General features: G+C 32.4%; 30 protein-coding genes and 1 tRNA gene. 26 read left to right on the forward strand and 5 right to left on the reverse strand.

What is annotated here, in order from left to right:
• Positions 1-6: 6 nt before the first annotated feature.
• Positions 7-1,467 (reverse strand): glutamate--tRNA ligase, encoded by a 1,461-nt coding sequence (gene gltX, locus ACLRVU_RS00980; RefSeq protein WP_412890296.1) that lies wholly within the window; start codon positions 1,465-1,467, stop codon positions 7-9.
• A 59-nt stretch (positions 1,468-1,526) separates the two neighbouring features.
• Here gltX and ACLRVU_RS00985 point away from each other — a divergent pair.
• A tRNA-Gln gene (locus tag ACLRVU_RS00985) sits at positions 1,527-1,601 on the forward strand.
• 48 nt (positions 1,602-1,649) lie between these two features.
• On the opposite strand, the gene ACLRVU_RS00990 is transcribed toward ACLRVU_RS00985, so the two are convergent.
• From ACLRVU_RS00990 to ACLRVU_RS01000, 3 genes are all read right to left on the reverse strand, one after another.
• Complete coding sequence (locus ACLRVU_RS00990) at positions 1,650-2,801, reverse strand: tyrosine-type recombinase/integrase (protein WP_412890297.1); 1,152 nt, start codon at positions 2,799-2,801, stop codon at positions 1,650-1,652.
• 671 nt (positions 2,802-3,472) lie between these two features.
• Positions 3,473-4,687: a hypothetical protein gene (locus ACLRVU_RS00995; protein WP_412890298.1), complete on the reverse strand. Its 1,215-nt coding sequence runs from the start codon at positions 4,685-4,687 to the stop codon at positions 3,473-3,475.
• A gap of 23 nt (positions 4,688-4,710) precedes the next feature.
• Positions 4,711-5,334 carry a helix-turn-helix domain-containing protein gene (locus ACLRVU_RS01000; protein WP_412890299.1) on the reverse strand — a complete coding sequence of 208 codons (624 nt, stop codon included), beginning with the start codon at positions 5,332-5,334 and terminating at the stop codon, positions 4,711-4,713.
• 168 nt (positions 5,335-5,502) lie between these two features.
• Between ACLRVU_RS01000 and ACLRVU_RS01005 the strand changes: the two genes are divergently transcribed.
• From ACLRVU_RS01005 to ACLRVU_RS01015, 3 genes are read left to right on the forward strand one after another with little or no spacing between them, the layout of a single operon-like run.
• Positions 5,503-5,742: a helix-turn-helix transcriptional regulator gene (locus tag ACLRVU_RS01005; RefSeq protein ID WP_412890300.1), complete on the forward strand. Its 240-nt coding sequence runs from the start codon at positions 5,503-5,505 to the stop codon at positions 5,740-5,742.
• Positions 5,743-5,760: 18 nt separating this feature from the next.
• Positions 5,761-6,471, forward strand: a complete 711-nt coding sequence (locus tag ACLRVU_RS01010; RefSeq protein WP_412890301.1) for a phage antirepressor KilAC domain-containing protein — start codon at positions 5,761-5,763, stop codon at positions 6,469-6,471.
• Positions 6,453-6,680: a hypothetical protein gene (locus tag ACLRVU_RS01015; RefSeq protein WP_412890302.1), complete on the forward strand. Its 228-nt coding sequence runs from the start codon at positions 6,453-6,455 to the stop codon at positions 6,678-6,680. The genes ACLRVU_RS01010 and ACLRVU_RS01015 overlap by 19 nt, the downstream gene beginning before the upstream one ends.
• A 164-nt stretch (positions 6,681-6,844) precedes the next feature.
• On the opposite strand, the gene ACLRVU_RS01020 is transcribed toward ACLRVU_RS01015, so the two are convergent.
• Complete coding sequence (locus ACLRVU_RS01020; protein WP_412890303.1) at positions 6,845-7,201, reverse strand: hypothetical protein; 357 nt, start codon at positions 7,199-7,201, stop codon at positions 6,845-6,847.
• A 109-nt stretch (positions 7,202-7,310) separates the two neighbouring features.
• Here ACLRVU_RS01020 and ACLRVU_RS01025 point away from each other — a divergent pair, with 109 nt between their 5' ends.
• The 22 genes from ACLRVU_RS01025 (at position 7,311) to ACLRVU_RS01130 (ending at position 18,216) form a co-directional block, all read left to right on the forward strand.
• Positions 7,311-8,087 carry a phage antirepressor KilAC domain-containing protein gene (locus ACLRVU_RS01025; RefSeq protein WP_412890304.1) on the forward strand — a complete coding sequence of 259 codons (777 nt, stop codon included), beginning with the start codon at positions 7,311-7,313 and terminating at the stop codon, positions 8,085-8,087.
• Positions 8,080-8,442, forward strand: coding sequence for a helix-turn-helix domain-containing protein (locus ACLRVU_RS01030; protein WP_412890305.1), 363 nt, complete (start codon positions 8,080-8,082; stop codon positions 8,440-8,442). Before ACLRVU_RS01025 ends, ACLRVU_RS01030 begins: the two co-directional genes overlap by 8 nt.
• Before the next feature lie 62 nt (positions 8,443-8,504).
• A complete protein-coding gene (locus tag ACLRVU_RS01035; RefSeq protein ID WP_412890306.1) occupies positions 8,505-8,681 on the forward strand; it encodes a hypothetical protein in 177 nt (58 codons plus the stop codon).
• 133 nt (positions 8,682-8,814) lie between these two features.
• Positions 8,815-8,970, forward strand: a complete 156-nt coding sequence (locus tag ACLRVU_RS01040; RefSeq protein WP_412890307.1) for a hypothetical protein — start codon at positions 8,815-8,817, stop codon at positions 8,968-8,970.
• Between the two features lie 13 nt (positions 8,971-8,983).
• Positions 8,984-9,178: a hypothetical protein gene (locus ACLRVU_RS01045; protein ID WP_412890308.1), complete on the forward strand. Its 195-nt coding sequence runs from the start codon at positions 8,984-8,986 to the stop codon at positions 9,176-9,178.
• Between the two features lie 23 nt (positions 9,179-9,201).
• On the forward strand, positions 9,202-9,555 hold the full coding sequence (locus ACLRVU_RS01050; protein WP_412890309.1) for a hypothetical protein: 354 nt from the start codon (positions 9,202-9,204) through the stop codon (positions 9,553-9,555).
• Positions 9,552-9,785, forward strand: coding sequence for a hypothetical protein (locus ACLRVU_RS01055; protein ID WP_412890310.1), 234 nt, complete (start codon positions 9,552-9,554; stop codon positions 9,783-9,785). The genes ACLRVU_RS01050 and ACLRVU_RS01055 overlap by 4 nt, the downstream gene beginning before the upstream one ends.
• A 31-nt stretch (positions 9,786-9,816) precedes the next feature.
• On the forward strand, positions 9,817-10,008 hold the full coding sequence (locus tag ACLRVU_RS01060; protein WP_412890311.1) for a hypothetical protein: 192 nt from the start codon (positions 9,817-9,819) through the stop codon (positions 10,006-10,008).
• Complete coding sequence (locus ACLRVU_RS01065) at positions 10,001-10,396, forward strand: hypothetical protein (protein WP_412890312.1); 396 nt, start codon at positions 10,001-10,003, stop codon at positions 10,394-10,396. Before ACLRVU_RS01060 ends, ACLRVU_RS01065 begins: the two co-directional genes overlap by 8 nt.
• Positions 10,396-11,064, forward strand: a complete 669-nt coding sequence (locus ACLRVU_RS01070) for a DUF1071 domain-containing protein (protein ID WP_412890313.1) — start codon at positions 10,396-10,398, stop codon at positions 11,062-11,064. Before ACLRVU_RS01065 ends, ACLRVU_RS01070 begins: the two co-directional genes overlap by 1 nt.
• 1 nt (position 11,065) lies before the next feature.
• On the forward strand, positions 11,066-11,986 hold the full coding sequence (locus tag ACLRVU_RS01075) for a hypothetical protein (RefSeq protein WP_412890314.1): 921 nt from the start codon (positions 11,066-11,068) through the stop codon (positions 11,984-11,986).
• Positions 11,987-11,997: 11 nt separating this feature from the next.
• Positions 11,998-12,570: a hypothetical protein gene (locus ACLRVU_RS01080; RefSeq protein WP_412890315.1), complete on the forward strand. Its 573-nt coding sequence runs from the start codon at positions 11,998-12,000 to the stop codon at positions 12,568-12,570.
• Positions 12,567-12,983, forward strand: coding sequence for a single-stranded DNA-binding protein (locus ACLRVU_RS01085; RefSeq protein WP_412890316.1), 417 nt, complete (start codon positions 12,567-12,569; stop codon positions 12,981-12,983). Before ACLRVU_RS01080 ends, ACLRVU_RS01085 begins: the two co-directional genes overlap by 4 nt.
• A complete protein-coding gene (locus ACLRVU_RS01090) occupies positions 12,980-13,486 on the forward strand; it encodes a hypothetical protein (protein ID WP_412890317.1) in 507 nt (168 codons plus the stop codon). The genes ACLRVU_RS01085 and ACLRVU_RS01090 overlap by 4 nt, the downstream gene beginning before the upstream one ends.
• Positions 13,483-13,767: a hypothetical protein gene (locus ACLRVU_RS01095; RefSeq protein WP_412890318.1), complete on the forward strand. Its 285-nt coding sequence runs from the start codon at positions 13,483-13,485 to the stop codon at positions 13,765-13,767. The genes ACLRVU_RS01090 and ACLRVU_RS01095 overlap by 4 nt, the downstream gene beginning before the upstream one ends.
• 11 nt (positions 13,768-13,778) lie before the next feature.
• Positions 13,779-14,216: a hypothetical protein gene (locus ACLRVU_RS01100; protein ID WP_412890319.1), complete on the forward strand. Its 438-nt coding sequence runs from the start codon at positions 13,779-13,781 to the stop codon at positions 14,214-14,216.
• A gap of 2 nt (positions 14,217-14,218) precedes the next feature.
• Positions 14,219-14,956 (forward strand): hypothetical protein, encoded by a 738-nt coding sequence (locus ACLRVU_RS01105; RefSeq protein ID WP_412890320.1) that lies wholly within the window; start codon positions 14,219-14,221, stop codon positions 14,954-14,956.
• A gap of 11 nt (positions 14,957-14,967) precedes the next feature.
• Positions 14,968-15,357 carry a hypothetical protein gene (locus tag ACLRVU_RS01110; protein WP_412890321.1) on the forward strand — a complete coding sequence of 130 codons (390 nt, stop codon included), beginning with the start codon at positions 14,968-14,970 and terminating at the stop codon, positions 15,355-15,357.
• Between the two features lies 1 nt (position 15,358).
• Complete coding sequence (locus tag ACLRVU_RS01115) at positions 15,359-16,162, forward strand: hypothetical protein (RefSeq protein ID WP_412890322.1); 804 nt, start codon at positions 15,359-15,361, stop codon at positions 16,160-16,162.
• A complete protein-coding gene (gene dnaB, locus ACLRVU_RS01120) occupies positions 16,134-17,465 on the forward strand; it encodes a replicative DNA helicase (RefSeq protein WP_412890323.1) in 1,332 nt (443 codons plus the stop codon). Before ACLRVU_RS01115 ends, dnaB begins: the two co-directional genes overlap by 29 nt.
• Before the next feature lie 11 nt (positions 17,466-17,476).
• Complete coding sequence (locus ACLRVU_RS01125; protein ID WP_412890324.1) at positions 17,477-17,653, forward strand: hypothetical protein; 177 nt, start codon at positions 17,477-17,479, stop codon at positions 17,651-17,653.
• Positions 17,653-18,216: a hypothetical protein gene (locus ACLRVU_RS01130; protein ID WP_412890325.1), complete on the forward strand. Its 564-nt coding sequence runs from the start codon at positions 17,653-17,655 to the stop codon at positions 18,214-18,216. The genes ACLRVU_RS01125 and ACLRVU_RS01130 overlap by 1 nt, the downstream gene beginning before the upstream one ends.
• Positions 18,217-18,308 lie beyond the last annotated feature (92 nt).

The following is an 18,308-nucleotide window of genomic DNA, read 5'->3' on the forward strand; positions in this document are numbered from 1 at the left end:
AAATTATCATGCCGCTATCGCTTTTTCTAATTCTTGTATAGCTTGATTAATACGTTTTAAAGTTTCTTCTTTCCCTAGAATGTGAGCAATCTCTACCGCTCCACCGGGAGTAAATGATTTATAGGTTAAGGCAACACGTACAGGCCACATAATGCGACCGTTCTTTACTTCATGTTCCTGTGCTAATTGAACAAATAAATTCATTAACACTTCATCATCGTCATAGTGATCGATCTCTGCTAAAGCTGTACGTACCCATTTCAATGCTTCCAATGAATTTTCAGGATTCGTTTTCATCTTTTTACTTGTATAAAGTTCTATGTTGAAAGGGTGTGCCTGATCGATAAAGTCAACAGCTTCGTAAATATCTTCCAGCATCACAACACGGGGCTGCAGAACTTTGCTTAATTCCATTAGATCGACCTTTGATGTAATGGCTTTTTGATAATAAGGCAAGGCATATTCATGAAAGGTTTCAATATCCATATTACGTAGATACATACCATTCATCCATTTTAATTTTTCAATATCAAAAATAGCCGGAGATTTACTGATGCGATCTACCGAAAAAGCATCGATTAATTCATTTAATGTAAAAATTTCCTCTTCACCATGAGGCGCCCATCCAAGTAAAGCAATGTAATTCAAGATTGCTTCTTTTAAAAAACCTTTATCTATCAAATCCTGATAAGATGCATCGCCGTTTCGTTTACTAAGTTTATGCTGTTCGTCTTTCATTACTGGAGGAACATGAATGTAGGTAGGAATGTCCCACCCAAATGACTGATAAATCAAATTGTATTTAGGTGTGCTGGACAAATATTCATTTCCTCTGACGACATGGGTAATGCCCATTAAATGATCATCAACGATATTGGCAAAATTGTATGTAGGATAGCCATCACTTTTTAACAGAACCCCTTCGTCCAACGTGGCATTTTCTACTTCAATATGACCGTATACTTCATCTTCAAACGAAGTAATCCCGGTTGCAGGAATAGTTTGACGAATCGTATAAGTTTCTCCATTGGCGATTCTTTTACGTGCTTCTTCGACTGAAAGAGCGTGACAGGGATCATCATATTTAAAAACCTGTCCTTCACTGCTTTGTTCACGCATTTTTTGTATATCTTCTTCATGACAAAAACAATAATGTGCTCCGCCTAATTCGACTAAACGATCGGCATACTCTTTATAGAGTGAAAGTCGTTGTGATTGAATATACGGTCCACAGTCACCAGGCTTATCAGGACCTTCATCATAATGTAATCCGGTATCTTCTAAAACATGGTAAATCATGTCAATGGCACCTTCAACTTCACGAGCCTGATCGGTATCCTCAATACGTAATATGAAATCTCCGTTATCATGTTTAGCGATTAGATATTCATAAAGTGCGGTTCTTAAGTTTCCAATATGCATATATCCGGTTGGACTTGGAGCAAAACGAGTACGAACTTTTTTCATTTTTTTATATTTCCCTCTTTTCTTTTTGTTCATTTTGCGTTATAATAAATTTCGTTGATTGGGGTGTCGCCAAGCGGTAAGGCTCTAGACTCTGACTCTAGCATGCGGAAGTTCGAATCTTTCCACCCCAGCCATTTAACTACTGACGCTGATTGAAATTATCTTGATTTCATCAGTGTTTTTTAATTTAGTGAACTACCTGAAATAGTTTTTGACAGGTTTTTGACAGGTTTTGGTGATAAGTCTACAGTGCTAAACACATCCGACATTGTTTTTTCTACTATGTCTTTTTTTATGTTTGTATAAACTCCTAAGGTTGTCTCTATCTTTTTGTGACGTAATATTTCTTGTGCAATCTTTGGGTTTATATCAGCTTCACATAGACGTGTTGCCATACTATGTCTTAGTTGATGAAAATGAATATGGACTCCATGCTTTTTAGAATAGTAATGCATATTAGTAGAAATCGCATTAGGAGAAATATAGTTTCCATCGGAACTTAATAGAATAGGGTAGGCATGGTGTCTTAAATAATCAGATAAAATGACTTTTAATTGTGGGACAATAGGAATTGTACCAGTTGATTTAGTTGTTTTTGTTGAAGATATATACAATTCTTTTTTTTCATGATCGTAGATTAATGTTTTGTTTATATGCATTACACTATTTACTAAATCAATATCCTTTACATCTAATGCGAAAATTTCACCTTTTCTCATTCCGGTATAGTAACCAATCCACAAAGCTAAAATTAATTGCTTTTTATTTTTATTATTGCCGTTGCTGAGATAATCAATGTAATCAAGTAAAGCATTTTCATCTATTGCTTCTATTACACTCGCATCATTCTCCCCGAGGTTTATTTTTATTTTACGTTCTTTAGGAATTAATTCATTTTCATAGGCATATAATAGCAAGTTGTTAATTAGCTGTAATAGTATTTCTTTTGATCCTCTTTTTTGAGTTGTAAATGTATCGAATTTTTTTTGACAAATAATATTGTCTAAACGATTAATTTTCATTTCACCAAAATATGGACCGATCCAATTTTTATAACGATCTTTGTATTTGAGTAAAGTATTTCGACTGATTCTTGCTGTTTTTTGATAAATTTCCCATACTTGGTCAACACTTATTTCATTAATATTTATAAGTTTACCATCTGTAATTAATTCTGATCGTTTTAAAATCTCGTGATTTTCGGCTGATTTTTTAGTAGCGAATCCCCCCTTGACATAACTTCCTGTTATACCGTATTTATCTTTGTAATCAAAATAAACTTGGTATGTATAACCGCTTTTTGCCTTTTTACTAGGTCTTTTTCTAACTGCCATAAATAATCGCTCCTTTTCATATAAAATGTAATGTGATATAATAGGAGCAAGCAGAAGTGTACTTATTTTTGCTTACTCCAAAAACATGTGCCAAATGTTTGAGAGGTTGCCTTCGCTCTAGTGCCAATAGAGCGGGGCATTTTTTCTTTTAATGAACATTATATAGAATACTATTTCTATTAATATCTATTTTCATGCAACAAAAATGCAGAAATCGGCTGAAAACGCTCGAATGCAACTAAATTAGAAAAAACTATCGAATGATTAGATTTGTATAAGTTTGTAATTCACAGCAAATTAATTGTTTAAAACAGTAAACTAACAATTCTTTTATTCGTAAAAATATTTAAAAATAATTTGTAGAAAAAAGAAGTATTTCTGTAATTACTCTAGTATATATAAGTAGGCAGCGAAGCGGTACAAAATAATTTGTGCTATATTAATAGTACAGAAACGTTCCTGTTGCATACTTGAATACCTGGGGAGGGATATGTGATGAATGATGATGAAGTACATAATATTGAGGAAATTTGTAAAGGTTTAGGCGCAGATATAATAAGTGATTTACTGTGTCTTATCGATTTTATTTTGCAAGAATAAAGAATACATCATTTTTCTTGTAAATATTTAGGGGTCGCCCTTACTCTAAATACTAAAGGGTAAGGGTATTTTTACAATTTCCATCTATGACCGCAATTCATGCATACACAATAAACTTGTTTACTAGTAACTGCTCCAATTGCACCTGCGAGTGGATTTATAGCTAATCCTACTACACCACGTTTTATACTTAATTTTTTGTTTGTGGTTGTAAGGGTTGTGCTTCCACATTTTGGACAACAAGCAACACGATTTTTTTTATTTTCCTTTATTACCTGTCTTTTTGTCATTGGCTTTTCAACATAGGTTGTATGAGTTGGTGTCCTTGTCTGAATAGGGGGTTGGCGATAAGTTTGTTTTGGTTTTGGGGATTGTAATTGTTTAAGTTCCTCAATAAGTTTTTTCTTTTCTAAGTCTTCTTTCATTTTTTTTAGTTCTTCAAGACTCATTGATTCTAAATCTATTGTACTATTAACCGTTTCAAATGTTTGTTGATTAGAATATAAATCAGAGTAAATTTGGTCGTAATTACTAATAAGTTTGTCATAAACAGCTTTTGCTTGAACTAATCCTAAACCTGTTTTTTCTCTTATTGCTTTTATTGTAGCAACAGCTAGTTTATTGTTTTCTAGATAAGCTTCTATAGCTATTTTAAGTAATTCGTTTTCTTCTGTTTTGTTACTCTCATTTGTATCTTCTACAATTGTATTAGTATCGGTGATTATAGATAAAGTTGATTGATTATTATGTTTCCGCATATTTACATCTATATCAAACCAATCTTTATTTTTTATTCTAACGGTTTGAATTATGTTCTCATTATTCTTGTGAATCATTTTAATCATACCTTCATCCATTAGGTTTATGTTGTAATACGTAATTTTTTTGTTATCAGCCAATACAGTTTGAACAATTTTATTTAAAGATACTTCTAAGGCATAAATACCTATAGGAGAGATGCCGCAATCTAAACAAATAAGTTGTTCTTGATCAAGTGAACAATCTATGATTAAGTATGTGTGTTTGTCTTGGCTCTCTTCTGTGAAAGACTTATTTATGCGACACAATGGAATAATAAAATATTCTTTATTTTCTGCTATGAAGTAAAAGTTATTCTCATCTATAAAAGATAAACAACATTTTCTAACGCTCATACAGGATTTTAATTTGGATGTATTTACATAACAATTAATATTCATTTTCTTACAAACTGAATTGATGTGTGTTACTGCTATACTATTTATATGTGGTGTTTCATAATAATAGCTTTTGTCAATTATTTTCATAATAATCCTCCATTCATTTTGTACTATTCCTTTATCAAATTCTCTAATCTAGTTTTCAATAACTTTAGCTGATCTTTATCAAGTGCTGTTATTCTTTCAACAATATTACGGGTTAGGGGGTCTTTTAACAGTTTATATAAGTTCCCTTTTTGCAAAGCATTAATATAACCTATAGCATAAGAATAGCTTATATCTAATGCATCAAGGATATTTAATGCACTTTCTGCTGATATTGAACTTCCTATTTCCTCAAAAAGTAAATAATCTTCCAATGATATCCCGGCTTTTTTTGCAACCTCTTCTTCAAATAGCTTTTGTTCAATTCTAATGTTTTTACATAATATTGATAATATATTCAGCGATGCCTCACTATGTTTTATTAATTTACTTAACATATTAATTTGTTTGGTCGTTTTAGACTCTACAGAACGCTTTGTATCCCATCCCATTAGGTATGCAGGGGTTACATTTAATATTGGTGCTAATGTTTCAATAACGTCTAAAGGGATTTTTTTTGTGGTCCCAGTTGCATACCTTTGTAATGCTGATTTTGATATATTACTTCTTTTTTCTAATTCAGCATAGGAATATCCACTATCTTGGATAGCTTGTAGTAACCGCTTAGTTATTTTTTCAGTTTCGCTCATAATCTCACCCACTTTTCAAATTTATTATATTATTTATATCCCAATTTTGCAACGATATTTGTTAAATAGTTATTTTAAATAACAAATAAGTTACATTTTAATGTTGACTTATCCCTAAAATGGGATATAATGTAATTGTCCCATAAATGGGATAGAAAGGAGGAGAACATGAATAAAAAATTATTTAAAGCTAAACTTGTTGAAAAAGGAATTACTCAGAAGGAATTAGCAAAAGCAAGAGGATGTACACTAAATACAATTAATAGGATAGTCAATGGTCATATAAAAATGAGCACGGAAGATGCAGTTTTCTTTTGTAATATTCTTGGAATTGCGAATGATGAAGAAAAGTGCAAAATTTTTTTAAACAGTTCATCCCAAAAAAGGGATGAAGAAAATATTTTATAAATTATTGGAAGGAAATTTATGAACGAGTTATTCAAAGTCAATTATGATGCTGATCGAATTACTTTATCAGCACGAGAATTACATGAGTTTTTAGAAGTATCAACAAGATACAATGATTGGTTTAAAAGAATGTGTGAGTATGGTTTTACTGATTTGGTAGATTATAGAGCTATTACTCAAAAAAGAGTAACAGCTCAAAATAATGAAACAACTTACATTGATCATGAAATCACATTAGATATGGCAAAAGAGATTGCCATGATACAACGCAATGAGAAAGGTAAACTAGCTAGACAATATTTTATTGAGATTGAAAAACAATGGAATAGTCCGGAGCGTATCATTGCACGAGGTCTTATCGAGAGTCAAAAAATGATTACTAATCTTAATCAAAAATTGTTAGAGCAAAAGCCAAAGGTAGAGTTTTACGATGATGTTGCTGGGTCTAAAGATGCAATTGAAATGGCAGAAGCTGCAAAAGTTTTAGGTATTAAAGGGATGGGAAGAAATAATTTGTTTCAGTTCCTTAGAGATATTGGAATTCTTCAGCCGAACAATCAACCATATCAAACGTATGTGGATAGAGGCTATTTCAGAGTAATTGAACAAAAATATACCAAGCCAAATGGTGAAACAAATATTAATATCAAAACGCTTATCTATCAAAAGGGATTAGATTTCATCAGAAAGAAAATTAAGGAGGACAGTAAATGGCAAGAGAATATCTAACAGATGAAGAAGTTGAGTATGAAATTGAGCGGTTAACAAATTCACGAGAAGTCAAACTTGCAAGGTTAGAACAACGATTAAAATATCTGAGAAGGCAACGCTTGTACACTTTAAGGCATTTAGAAAAACGTGGAAAAAAATTAATTGAAGAAGGTATAACGGCTGATTTATTGAGGACACAATCTAAATGTTTAGAAGAAGAGTTGTAGAAGGAACAATAAAATGAACCATTAGATGAAACGGATCAACAAAGAGCGCTTGATATTGTTACTACTTTTTCTTTAGGTGCTTAATGTAAGGGTAAGGCTAAAGATTTCCAAGCAAAACAAAATTTATATTTTATAATCTACAACATTTATTTTCTCTAAGGGGTTTATCTCTGTATATGAAAAGACGTGCAAGCTATGTTTACTTTTGTCGGTGCAATAGTTATTGATTGTGCAATTACTTTCTTCTCAATCGGTGGAGCAGTTGAAATATCAGAATGGTCGTTAACACCGACATTTATCACACTGCTGTTCTCATTTGTGATTGTATAGTTCGGTATTGATTGACTATAAAACCTTTTAACTAGTTTTGAAACCTCTGCAAGAAACTCCATAAGTGGTTGTAAAGTTTCAATGATTGAAGCGGAAATTCTAGTAATTGGCTCTAGTGCATTTCTAACCTCTATAAGGGATTTTGACATATTTTCAAGCGCTTCTGTATTGAAATATTCATTATTATCCATAGGTTCACCTCCCTTCCATTTCTAATTATACATGAGGTAAACCACTTTGAGAAAATAAATAAAGTAAGATTATAAAAATATAAATTGCAGAGCAGAAAGGAGTAATTATATGAATGAATTACAAATCATTGAGTATCAAAATCAAAGAGTTTTATTAACAAGTCAGTTAGCTGAATGCTATAAAACGGATTCAAAAGTTATTCATAAAAACTTTGAAAGAAATAAAGAGAGATTTAAAGAAGGCAAACATTATTATTTATTAAACGGCATTGAATTGAGTGAATTTAAAACGACACGTCAATTTGACGGTTCGTTAAAAAGAGTCAATCAACTTTACCTTTGGACCGAACGTGGAGCTTTCTTACATGCTAAATCTCTAAACACTGATAAAGCATGGGAAGTTTATGACAGCTTAGTAGAACATTACTTTAAATCAAGAGAAGCAAAACCTAGTATGTTGCCAACAAATTATAAAGAAGCCTTATTGGAATTAGTAGCCCAAGTAGAAGAAAATGAAAAGTTAGAACTAGAAAATAAGGAACTTAAACCAAAGGCACAATTTGCTGATGCAGTATCTACAAGTGAGAATTCCTGTTTAGTTGGAGAACTAGCAAAAATTATTAAAGCAAATGGCTATGATATCGGTCAAAAGCGTTTGTTTGAATGGTTAAGAGAAAATGGTTACTTAATGCGTAAAGGTGAAGCATATAATCAGCCAACGCAGAAATCAATGGATTTAGGATTGATGAAAATAAAAAAGGGAGTTCGTCAAAATCCCGATGGATCTTCTATCACCACTGTAACAACAAAAATAACTGGTAAAGGTCAGATTTACTTTGTTAACAAATTTATGAAGCTTAAAGAAAGGAGAAACTTCATTGAGTAATGTAATAAATATCTCTATAAACCCAGAGGAAATCAAAAAAGTCATATTAGAAAATATTATGTCAACATTCATACCTGTGGATATAAGTTCATCTAAAAATGAATTAGGAAATATCAATTCTGAAGAAGCTTGTAAGTTACTAGACATTGGTAGTAAAGCATTAACTAATTTGATAGATTCAGGGATTTTAAAACCTATACAGATGGGAAATGGTTTCAAATTCTCGTTATGGCAAATTAAAGAATTTCAAAGAGACTATGCAGGATATAGATTAGTTTCTTATATAGATTGTGTTAATGCAAGAAAAGAAGTGGAAAACAAAAAGAACGCATTGGCATTGCGTTCTCAAAAATAAATACAATTAAATTTTAACTTAAATGTTACGAAGTGTCAAATTTACTTTGAGAGGAGAAGAAAATGAAAGAAGAAATAGCAGTAATAAAAGCTGTAATTACATCCAAAAACGATAACAACTATTATTCTCATATGGAGATAAAAGGTACTGAACGAGATATTTTAAATCTTTTATCAGATATCACAGGGAAATTAATCATTAGTGGGGTAGATTTTGAACATATAATGACTGCTTTTTGATCAGGAATATTAGAAAAAGCAAATGGAGCCAAGGAAGGTGATTAAAAGATGAATTTAGCCATATTCTTGACCATCTGCTTGCTAGTGATGCCGATGGTAATCAGCCAAATAAACTTTAGGAGAATTAAACTACATGTTGTATTTATTTACAGGAATTGCGTTAGAAAGCTTTGTTCTACTCGCTTTGTTAAACATAAAAGAATTAGAAAAACTAGCAAATATTATGATCGTTACGCTCATTATAGTGGCGATCGTGTTAGGGGTTAGCACAGTATACAGAGGATACTAAGGAGGATTTATCCATGAAATTAAAATATTTGATAAGAGGACATGTAGGTGATCGTAGCGTGGAGATACGAAAAGGTGAAAAAACGCTGTCTTGGGGTGGTAAAGGTTTAACACATATTCTTCATAAATATCAAAGAAACTGGCTAGATATGGAAGTCAAAAACACAACTAAAAGCAGCACAGGGATGACTATTATTAATCTTAAATAAGAAATAAAAAGAGAGGAAACAGAATGAGTAAAAAAGAGTGGGAATTGGAAGATAATGAAGAAGTATTTGAATACAAAGGATTTAAGTGTGAAGTTATACGTCATCCTGCACTTGGAAGCCTAGTCGGATATGTTTTTATTCCTAAAGGGCATAGGTGTTTTGGTAAAGACTATGACGATTTATGTGATATTGAATGCCATGGAGGATTAACATATTCAAAAACACAAGAGGAATTTACAAAAGTCGGTTTTGACTGTGCGCATTATACGGATTATGTACCTTACATTCCTTTTCACTTTGGAGATGAAGTCTATCGTAATATGACTTATGTAAAAAAGGAGTGTATGAAAATTGTGGATCAGTTGGTGACATTATGAACAAGAACTTTAAAGAAGGACAATTAGTCGCATATGCACCCACAGATCAAAACGGGTTAGTCTATAAGGTACAAATTGGAAAAGTAAAACGTATGAATGCGGATAATACGGCGGTATTTGTCTATTATCACGCTAGTAGCACTGCATCACATACACCTGTACAACATGTTTATCCAATAGAAAATAGTAGTTATATCACTATCACAGATACATTTAACAGTTTAGATTAATTCCATTTGGCACATGGAATGGGAGATAAATATGAGGAAAAGAAAATTTATATTTGATGACCAGTTTGATCCACCGGAAGATGAACCGATTATTGGAAATCTAATTTACTGTGATGGGTGTGGCAAGCCAATCATGGTAGGAGAAGAGTATATAGAAATTAAAAACGGATACGGACGCTACTGTATGGAGTGTTGCAAAATGGAGGTACACGAAAATGAATAAGAATGAATTAGTAGTAGAAATCATGAATTTGTGTGATGAAAATGAGAGATTAAAAAATGAATTGCAGATCATAAAAAATGATTATCTATTAAATCAGAAAGTTATTGAGAAGCAACCATCAAGAATGATTTATGAGATTATCAAATTTGGTGAAAGTCGAATGTTGACGGAGTGTATATATATTTATAGAAAAGAAAATTATGAGATTGTGGATATGTCATATGAAGATTGGTTAGATGAAAACTTATGCAGAAATAATATTCCTAAATCAATCTCACGAGCTGAATTTGAAGAATATTTCAACGATCAACTACATGAAATGTATGAAAAAGAAAAGGATGCTGCTATAAGAGAAGCTAAAGGCATTGAAAATGTGGAGGATGAATAATGGATGAAAGTATATTCAACACACTTAATAAAGTTGATGTTAGCGATAAGATTGAACGTAAAAATGGATTAAGTTATTTGTCATGGGCTTATGCGTGGGGAGAAGTAAAAAAGCTATATCCGTATGCGACTTATACAATCTATGAAAGGGATTCACAGTTTGGGCCGGTCAACTATTTTACTGATGGTAAAACCTGCTGGGTAAAAACAGGTGTAAAAATTGGGGAATTAGAACATATTGAGGAACTTCCAATCATGGATTATAAGAACAAATCAATTTTATTAACTAATGTGACTTCATTTGATGTAAATAAAGCTATTCAAAGAAGTTTAACAAAAGCTTTAGCAAGACATGGGCTAGGTTTATATATCTATGCTGGTGAAGACTTACCGGAAGATAGTGAAACATCAAAGAAGAAATCTGAAGTAGAAGAACAACAAAATGATAAAAATAGCATTCAACAGTTACTTAAGCAACACCAAAAGTTAGTCAATACTATGGATGAAAAGGAAATTGACTTTAGAGAAAAATTAGAACCACTTATTTTTAAAAATACAGGATTAACCACTCAAAACATTACGGAACTGGATGACGAATCTTTAAAAAATTTATGCGCTTTTTATAAGGCACTTATTAATAAATTTGATAGTCAACAGGCAGGTAAATAAGATGAACAGTAAAAATATTAAAAAGGTGTTACGAAAAAAACTGAATGACTGGATTTCATGTATTGAAGATAAAGATATTGCAAAAGTCATCAAAAAAAATGCCATCATCACAGGGGGTGCCATTGTCTCGTTATTGAATGGGGAACCAGCAAATGATTTTGACGTTTACTTTAAAACGAAGGAAGCGTGTGAAGCAGTCGCAAAGTATTATGCTGCTCAATGGAATGATTCTCATAAACAAGGACCAAAAGTTGAAGTCCTAGATGGAGAGAAGCAGTTTGTAGATGGAAAAATAGAATTGGTAAATAACGGAAGAATTACTTGTTTTATCAGAAGCGCAGGGATTGCTATCGAAGAAGGCGAATCTGCTATTGATGATGACAGTGAGCCGGTAGAAGCAATGGATGATCAGTTTGTGGAGGAAACTATCAGTGAAGAAAAACCAAAATATAGACCACGCTATTTTTCAACAAATGCCATTTCACTATCTGACAAGATACAATTGGTTATTCGATTCTATGGATCTGTAGAAGAAATACATGAGAATTACGATTTTGTCCATTGCACCTGTAGTTATGATTTTAAAAACGATGCTATAAATCTACCTAATGAGGCATTGGAATGTATCTTAAATAAGGAATTGAGGTATATAGGAAGTAAATATCCGCTTTGCTCCATTATTAGAACTAGAAAGTTCATTAGTCGAGGGTGGCATATCAATGCAGGGCAATACGTAAAAATGGCGTTGCAACTAGATGACTTAAACCTTAAGGATTTTAATACTTTTAAAGATCAGTTGGTAGGGGTTGATAGTGCTTACTTTGCCAACGCCATTGAACAAATTGAAAAAAAGAAAGAAAATGAACCCGATTTTGAATTAGATAATACGTATCTATTTACAGTAATCAACAGGATATTCTAGGAGGAAAAAAGATGAATTTTAATGTAGATATTATTAATAAAACCGTTATTGATGGATTAGTAATTTCTAATCTGATCGAATTAGAAAATGCAAATGAATTAGCTAAATATTGTAATGATCAAATTAAAGATAAAAAGAATGAATTTAAGTCCATTAAGGAAGAGGCGGCAAAGAAGCATAAAGCTATTGTTGCGGCTGAAAAGGAGGAACTAAAGCCTTTTGAAGAAGCTAAAAAAATTATTGCAAATGCAATTAAAGCGTACATGCTAGCAGAAGAACATAAGAAAAAAGAATTAGAAATGCAGAAAGAAAGAGAAGAAAAGGAATTTGTTATTTCATTAATTGATGAGGAAGATTTAAAACAAACAAAGTTAACAGGTGGCACACATCTGAGAAAGGTTTGGAAAGCTAGAGTAGTGGATGAAAAAGCTGTTCCAATAAATTTTGAACATCTTCAAATTAGACCTATCAATCAATCAATCATTAACGATCTTGCAAAGATATATAAAGGGCAGATTAAGATTCCCGGTATTGAATTTTATGAAGATTCCACAGTTGCTATTAGGGGAGGCACTAAACAATGATAAATCGAGTAGTATTGGTGGGACGTATGACAAGAGATCCGGAACTTAGAAGGACTTCTTCCGGTGCAGCTGTAACAAGCTTCTCACTTGCAATCAATCGTAATTATCAAAGTGCTAGTGGAGAACAACAGACGGATTTTATTAATTGTGTTGTATGGAATAAAGTAGCGGAAAACGTTGAACGTTATTGTTCAAAAGGTTCTTTAGTAGGGATAGAAGGAAGAATCCAATCACGACAATATGACGCACAAGATGGTACAAAACGTACAGTTGTTGAAGTCGTATGCGATTCTGTTCAGTTCTTAGAAACAAAAAATAATAACACACAACCAGTAGCGAATGGACCAATCAAACGTAGTGATCTTGATGTCAATAATTCATTTGATCTCTTAGATGATGATATCCAGTTTTGAAACAACTTGTAAAAGTGCTTAAACAAGCGGATGTAAGGGGAAAGAAACAATTCTTAATAGAATGTCAAGGATTTGTAGAAAGCCCCTTAGACACCGCTAAAATATATGAATTAGACATCAAAGAATACAAAGGGAAACGAACACTTAATCAAAATTCATACTTTTGGGTATTTGTTAAAGAAATTGCTGATAAAGAAAACGGAGGTTACTCGACCACGCAAATGAGAGAAGATTTGTATTGTAATTTATTAGTCATGGCGGGAGCGAAGTTTGATTTTATTCTTGCAACTGAAGAAGCTGTGAAAGAATTAAAAAAGAGATTTAGAGCGGTTAAAAAAGTTGCAGAGACGAAAGTAGAAGGAATACCCTTTATACAATACCAAGTGTTTTTTGGATCATCTACTTTTAACACAAAGGAAATGAGCCATTTAATAGATGTCACATTGGATTATGCGAACGAAATCGGCATAGCTACAGATTACTGGAGAGAGATCCTAAAATGAGCAAATCCATATTGCAGACTAAAAAAGAGTGTTGGTGTTGCCATACAACCATAGGACTTCATGAACACCATGTATTATTCGGGAGTGCCAATAGAAAGAAAGCAGAACAAGATGGATTGAAAGTTTACCTTTGCGGAAGACACCATAATTTAAGTTGTGAGGGCGTTCACTGCGGTAATAAGGAATTGGACTTAAAACTAAAGAAAATCGCTCAAATGGAGTATTTAAAGGCTCATACAATTAGCGAGTGGATGAATAGATATCATAAAAATTATTTGTAGGAGGAATAACGATGGGATTTACAAAAAAAGATTTAAAAAGTGGCATGACTGTTGAATTAAGAAATGGAAGAAAATATTTATTTATTGCGGACTATAAAACTAAAAACTATGGACATGGGATTCTTGCTAGAGAAGGTGGCGGTTTTCAATCAATATCTAGTTATTGTCAAGATTTGACTTGTGTATATGGCGATGAGGACTACGATATCATGAGAGTTTATGAACCATTAACGGATTCGGGTATTTTAACCGAAAATAAAAAATTGATTTATGATCGTGAAGATGAAAATAAGAAAATTGAAACGTTGAAAAAGGCATTAGCTGTAATAAAAGAAGAATGCCAGCATCATATAACTTGTGATGGATGTACATTTTATAAATCATCAAATAGTTCTTGCTGCGTATTTAAATCAGTATGTATTGAAAACATTACTTTAGGAGGAAATTAAAAATGTTAAAAGAGTTAGCAGATAAAATTGAAGAATTAGTGAATGGTCAAGTGAAACCGGAGTTTGTAGAACATGAGGGATTAGAATACATTAAAACAAAAGACGGATTTCATTTAAATAGATATCCGGAACCTAGAGGCGTTTCTTTATATTCGTTAACCGGATTGACAGAAATGGTAAAGACAACCGTTAAGGAAGAAGTAGGAAATATCAAATTACCATTATTAATTAATGTAGATAGAAATGATGTAAAAGTATTGACAACTTTAGATCGCTACAACAATAGATCAGTGTTGTTTGATTGTAGTCCAACAGTACCAAGAATAGATTTTGGATGTGAAATGGGGGTTGAACGATTTATTGTTTTATTAAGCACAGCGTTTGTAGATACCGAGAATACAAGAAAATTAATTGGTGCTGTTTCTCAACTATCCGTTGTAGAAGAAATTAAATTAGAAGATGATGGGGTTACTCAAACAGTGACAGCAAAACAAGGATCATCTTTATCCAAACAATATCAATTGCAGCCTATTGTTAATTTAAAGCCGATTAGAACATATTCAGAAATCGAACAAGTAGAATCAAAGTATTTGCTTCGTGTAAGCAAAAATGGGCAAATTCGCTTGTTAGAAGCTGATGGTGGACAATGGATTATGCAAGCACAGCAACGTATTGTGGAATACCTAAAGTCAAATTTAGAAGAATTAATAAAAGATAATAAAGTAGTCATTGTTGGATAGGGGGAGCCGGAATGAGCGAGGTTGTAAGTAAATTTAGAAATATACTTGAAATTGATAATGCAAGTATCTTAAAAAATATCGATATGGAATTAGAAAGAGTTATGTTGAATATCAACGATATCAATACAGATGAAAAAAAGCGTGAGATTACTATTAAGTTAGAAATTACCCCATTAAAAGATAGAAAACGAGTTTATGTGAAAGCAAACGTTGCAAGCAAACTAAGACCTGCAAAACAAACAGAAGTGACATTATTTAACGTAAAAGAAGAATCAGAAAACGGTGTAGTAGTGAATGTATTGCAAGAAATCACGAACGCTCCAGTAGGTCAAATTAATATTGATGGCGATATCCAAGAGGCACCAGCACCGATTAAGATTGGAATCTTAGGGGTTGAGTAGATTGGCAAACAAGAGAATGTTTAATATAAAAGTTGTAGATAGTGACGCATTTTTAGATATGCCACTATCTACGCAATGTCTATACTTTCATTTAAATATGCGAGCAGATGATGATGGTTTTGTAGGAAATCCAAAGAGAATAAAATCATTGATTGGTGCAAGTGATGATGATTTAAAATTGTTGATTGCGAAACGATTTTTGTTGGTTTTCGAGGATGGCGTTATTGTCATAAAGCATTGGAAGTTGCACAATACAATTCGCAATGATAGGTATATACAAACGGTCTATACAGATGAATTAAAGATGTTAAATATGAAAGATAACAAGGTATATACATTAGAATCACAAGCACAAAAAACGGATGGAAACCAAATGGAAACCAAATGGCAACCAATGGTTTCCACAGATATAGATATAGGTTTAGATTTAGATAAAGAATATATATGTGCAAATAATAGTGCAAATGCACCAATTGAAAGTGCAGATGCAACTCCATTTGATCCTAAAATGCACTTTGAAGAATTTTGGAATCTGTATCCTAAGAAAGTGAACAAGAAAAAAGCAAAAGATAAATTCTGCAAGATCTGTAAAAATGAAGAAACATTTAAATCAATTATAGATGGTTTAAATATTCAAATTAAATCGAAAAATTGGTTAAAAGAGAATGGACAATATATCCCACATCCTACTACATGGCTAAATGGTGAAAGATGGCTGGATGAAATCTCAGGCAAAGAAGTTATACAAACAGTTACTTATGAAGAAATGAGAGAGAATGACCCATTCTTTGAAGATACCATTTAACGAAGAAATGGAAAGAGCCTTGTTAGGTAGTGTATTAATCGATTATAAGAATACAATTAATGAATTGGTAGATGTAGATGAATCTATTTTCTATATCGATAATCATAAGGAAATCTTTAAATCGATGCTATTGCTATCTAACAATGGCAATCCTATAGACATTAAAACTGTCTATGATCAATTAATCAAAAATACAAACAATAAAGTAACTGTAGATTATTTACTTCATTTAGCCGAAGAAACACCCACAGCAGCACATGCAAAATACTATTACGATCAGTTAACTAAATTAAGCACACTTAGAAAAATGGCAGAATTATGTCAGACGACTTATAAACAAATCCTTACCGGTGATGTTCAAGATTTAAACGATCTGTTAATGGGGAATATGAAGACACTTTCTGAACTGTCAGAAAACGGTCAAAAGAGCGAGTTTAAGAGTTTTTATGACTTAGCTAAGGAAAATATAAAGGAACAGGAAAACATAGCTAGGACTGGAAAAACTGACAGAGTCAAGACATTATTTCCTTCGCTAGATAAATTGACCGGAGGATTTAAGGGAGGAGACCTAATTATTATCGGTGCAAGACCGAGTGTAGGAAAAACAGCCTTCGCATTAAATCTAGCTTTGAAGATGGGGAAAGGAAGTCAAAAGGCTGTCCCAGTATTCTCTGTTGAAATGCGAAGTGATTCTATTTGCTATCGCATGATGGCAGTGATTAGTGGCATTAACAATAATGATTTTAAGTCGGGTGTAGCTTTTGAAAATGAACCGAAGAAGGTATATGCGATTACTTCACTAGCACAAAAATATAACGTCTATGTGAATGATAAAAGTGCAATCAAGGTTTCACAAATGAAAGCAACTCTAATTAAATTTATGAAAGATCACTCAATTCAAGCTATTGTCATTGATTACCTTCAACTACTCAAAGGAAGTAGAAAGTTTACGAATAAAAATGAAGAAGTAAGTGAAATATCAAGAGACTTAAAATTGCTCGCTAGAGAGTTAGATGTCCCGGTTATAGTCTTATCCCAATTATCTCGAAACATTGAGCAGAGGGAAGATAAACGACCAAGAATGAGCGATTTAAGGGATAGCGGAAGTGTGGAACAAGACGCCGATGTGATTATGATGCTTTGGCGTGAGGATTATCAGAATTTTCAATACACTAGCGATATAAGCAACATCAATATTGATGTAGTGAAGTGTCGTGATGGAAGTATTGGATCATTTAAATTAGCTTTTGATAAACCGCATAGCTGGTTTAGTGAGATTACAAAGAAAGATATTAGACAATAAGGGGAATAAGAGTGGAAAAAGAAATTAAAGAAGGAGAATACATTATCTTTTTAAAAACATCTAAAAATACAGTTGCACAGGTTATGTTAACAAAAGATCAGAATATAATCATTTCTTCATTAATCAGTAGCTTATGCGATGGAAAGGTGAAAATCGCTGATGAAATACCAGTGGTTTATGATGTGTGATGATTTTCGCTATTGATCCAGGGAATGAATATTCAGCATATGTCTTACTAAATAATGATTTGTCCGTTATAGAAAAGGGCAAGGTGCTTAATCATGAATTAATAGAAGTTATCAATCGTTTATTTTACCTAGAGGCTAAAGAGGGATATTTATCTTCAAATATAGAACATGTTGCTATTGAAATGATAGCGAGTTATGGAATGGCTGTTGGTAAAACTGTATTTGATACGTGTGTATGGATTGGAAGATTTTATCAAGCAATATATGAGCAATCGAATATTAAACCCACTTTTATTTATCGTAAGGATGAAAAAATGCTTATTTGTGGGAACATGAAAGCAAAGGATTCAAATATTAGACAAGCATTAATAGATCGATTTGCAAAACATGATTTTAAGAATGGAAAAGGAACTAAAAAGAATCCGGATTGGTTCTATGGATTCAAAGCAGACGTATGGGCAGCATATGCCGTAGCAGTGACTTATCATGATTTAAGAGAGAGTGATGAAAGTGAACAATATAAAAGTAATTCAAGCATTAAAAAAACTATCTCAATGGGATAGTGAAGTTTATAAACCGTCAATTGAAGAATTAGAACGATTAAAGAATGAGAATGATTATTTAACACTAGAGAATAAGCGAATGCGAGAAATGA

Origin of the sequence: Beduini sp., from assembly GCF_047239305.1 — a bacterium.
Lineage (GTDB): Bacteria > Bacillota_I > Bacilli_A > Erysipelotrichales > Coprobacillaceae > Beduini.

Bases quoted from the DNA above. Each gene is read 5' to 3' on its own strand.
- ACLRVU_RS01050 (WP_412890309.1), top strand. From the start codon at position 9,202: ATGAGTAAAAAAGAGTGGGAATTGGAAGATAATGAAGAAGTATTTGAA.
- ACLRVU_RS01080 (WP_412890315.1), top strand. From the start codon at position 11,998: ATGAATTTTAATGTAGATATTATTAATAAAACCGTTATTGATGGATTA.
- ACLRVU_RS01070 (WP_412890313.1), top strand. From the start codon at position 10,396: ATGGATGAAAGTATATTCAACACACTTAATAAAGTTGATGTTAGCGAT.
- ACLRVU_RS01025 (WP_412890304.1), top strand. From the start codon at position 7,311: ATGAATGAATTACAAATCATTGAGTATCAAAATCAAAGAGTTTTATTA.
- ACLRVU_RS01040 (WP_412890307.1), top strand. From the start codon at position 8,815: ATGTTGTATTTATTTACAGGAATTGCGTTAGAAAGCTTTGTTCTACTC.
- ACLRVU_RS01110 (WP_412890321.1), top strand. From the start codon at position 14,968: ATGAGCGAGGTTGTAAGTAAATTTAGAAATATACTTGAAATTGATAAT.
- ACLRVU_RS01085 (WP_412890316.1), top strand. From the start codon at position 12,567: ATGATAAATCGAGTAGTATTGGTGGGACGTATGACAAGAGATCCGGAA.
- ACLRVU_RS01060 (WP_412890311.1), top strand. From the start codon at position 9,817: ATGAGGAAAAGAAAATTTATATTTGATGACCAGTTTGATCCACCGGAA.
- ACLRVU_RS01020 (WP_412890303.1), bottom strand. From the start codon at position 7,201: ATGGATAATAATGAATATTTCAATACAGAAGCGCTTGAAAATATGTCA.
- ACLRVU_RS01015 (WP_412890302.1), top strand. From the start codon at position 6,453: ATGGCAAGAGAATATCTAACAGATGAAGAAGTTGAGTATGAAATTGAG.
- ACLRVU_RS01105 (WP_412890320.1), top strand. From the start codon at position 14,219: ATGTTAAAAGAGTTAGCAGATAAAATTGAAGAATTAGTGAATGGTCAA.
- ACLRVU_RS01100 (WP_412890319.1), top strand. From the start codon at position 13,779: ATGGGATTTACAAAAAAAGATTTAAAAAGTGGCATGACTGTTGAATTA.
- ACLRVU_RS01045 (WP_412890308.1), top strand. From the start codon at position 8,984: ATGAAATTAAAATATTTGATAAGAGGACATGTAGGTGATCGTAGCGTG.
- gltX (WP_412890296.1), bottom strand. From the start codon at position 1,467: ATGAAAAAAGTTCGTACTCGTTTTGCTCCAAGTCCAACCGGATATATG.
- dnaB (WP_412890323.1), top strand. From the start codon at position 16,134: ATGACCCATTCTTTGAAGATACCATTTAACGAAGAAATGGAAAGAGCC.
- ACLRVU_RS01035 (WP_412890306.1), top strand. From the start codon at position 8,505: ATGAAAGAAGAAATAGCAGTAATAAAAGCTGTAATTACATCCAAAAAC.
- ACLRVU_RS01130 (WP_412890325.1), top strand. From the start codon at position 17,653: ATGATTTTCGCTATTGATCCAGGGAATGAATATTCAGCATATGTCTTA.
- ACLRVU_RS01000 (WP_412890299.1), bottom strand. From the start codon at position 5,334: ATGAGCGAAACTGAAAAAATAACTAAGCGGTTACTACAAGCTATCCAA.
- ACLRVU_RS01005 (WP_412890300.1), top strand. From the start codon at position 5,503: ATGAATAAAAAATTATTTAAAGCTAAACTTGTTGAAAAAGGAATTACT.
- ACLRVU_RS00990 (WP_412890297.1), bottom strand. From the start codon at position 2,801: ATGGCAGTTAGAAAAAGACCTAGTAAAAAGGCAAAAAGCGGTTATACA.
- ACLRVU_RS01010 (WP_412890301.1), top strand. From the start codon at position 5,761: ATGAACGAGTTATTCAAAGTCAATTATGATGCTGATCGAATTACTTTA.
- ACLRVU_RS01055 (WP_412890310.1), top strand. From the start codon at position 9,552: ATGAACAAGAACTTTAAAGAAGGACAATTAGTCGCATATGCACCCACA.
- ACLRVU_RS00995 (WP_412890298.1), bottom strand. From the start codon at position 4,687: ATGAAAATAATTGACAAAAGCTATTATTATGAAACACCACATATAAAT.
- ACLRVU_RS01065 (WP_412890312.1), top strand. From the start codon at position 10,001: ATGAATAAGAATGAATTAGTAGTAGAAATCATGAATTTGTGTGATGAA.
- ACLRVU_RS01095 (WP_412890318.1), top strand. From the start codon at position 13,483: ATGAGCAAATCCATATTGCAGACTAAAAAAGAGTGTTGGTGTTGCCAT.
- ACLRVU_RS01075 (WP_412890314.1), top strand. From the start codon at position 11,066: ATGAACAGTAAAAATATTAAAAAGGTGTTACGAAAAAAACTGAATGAC.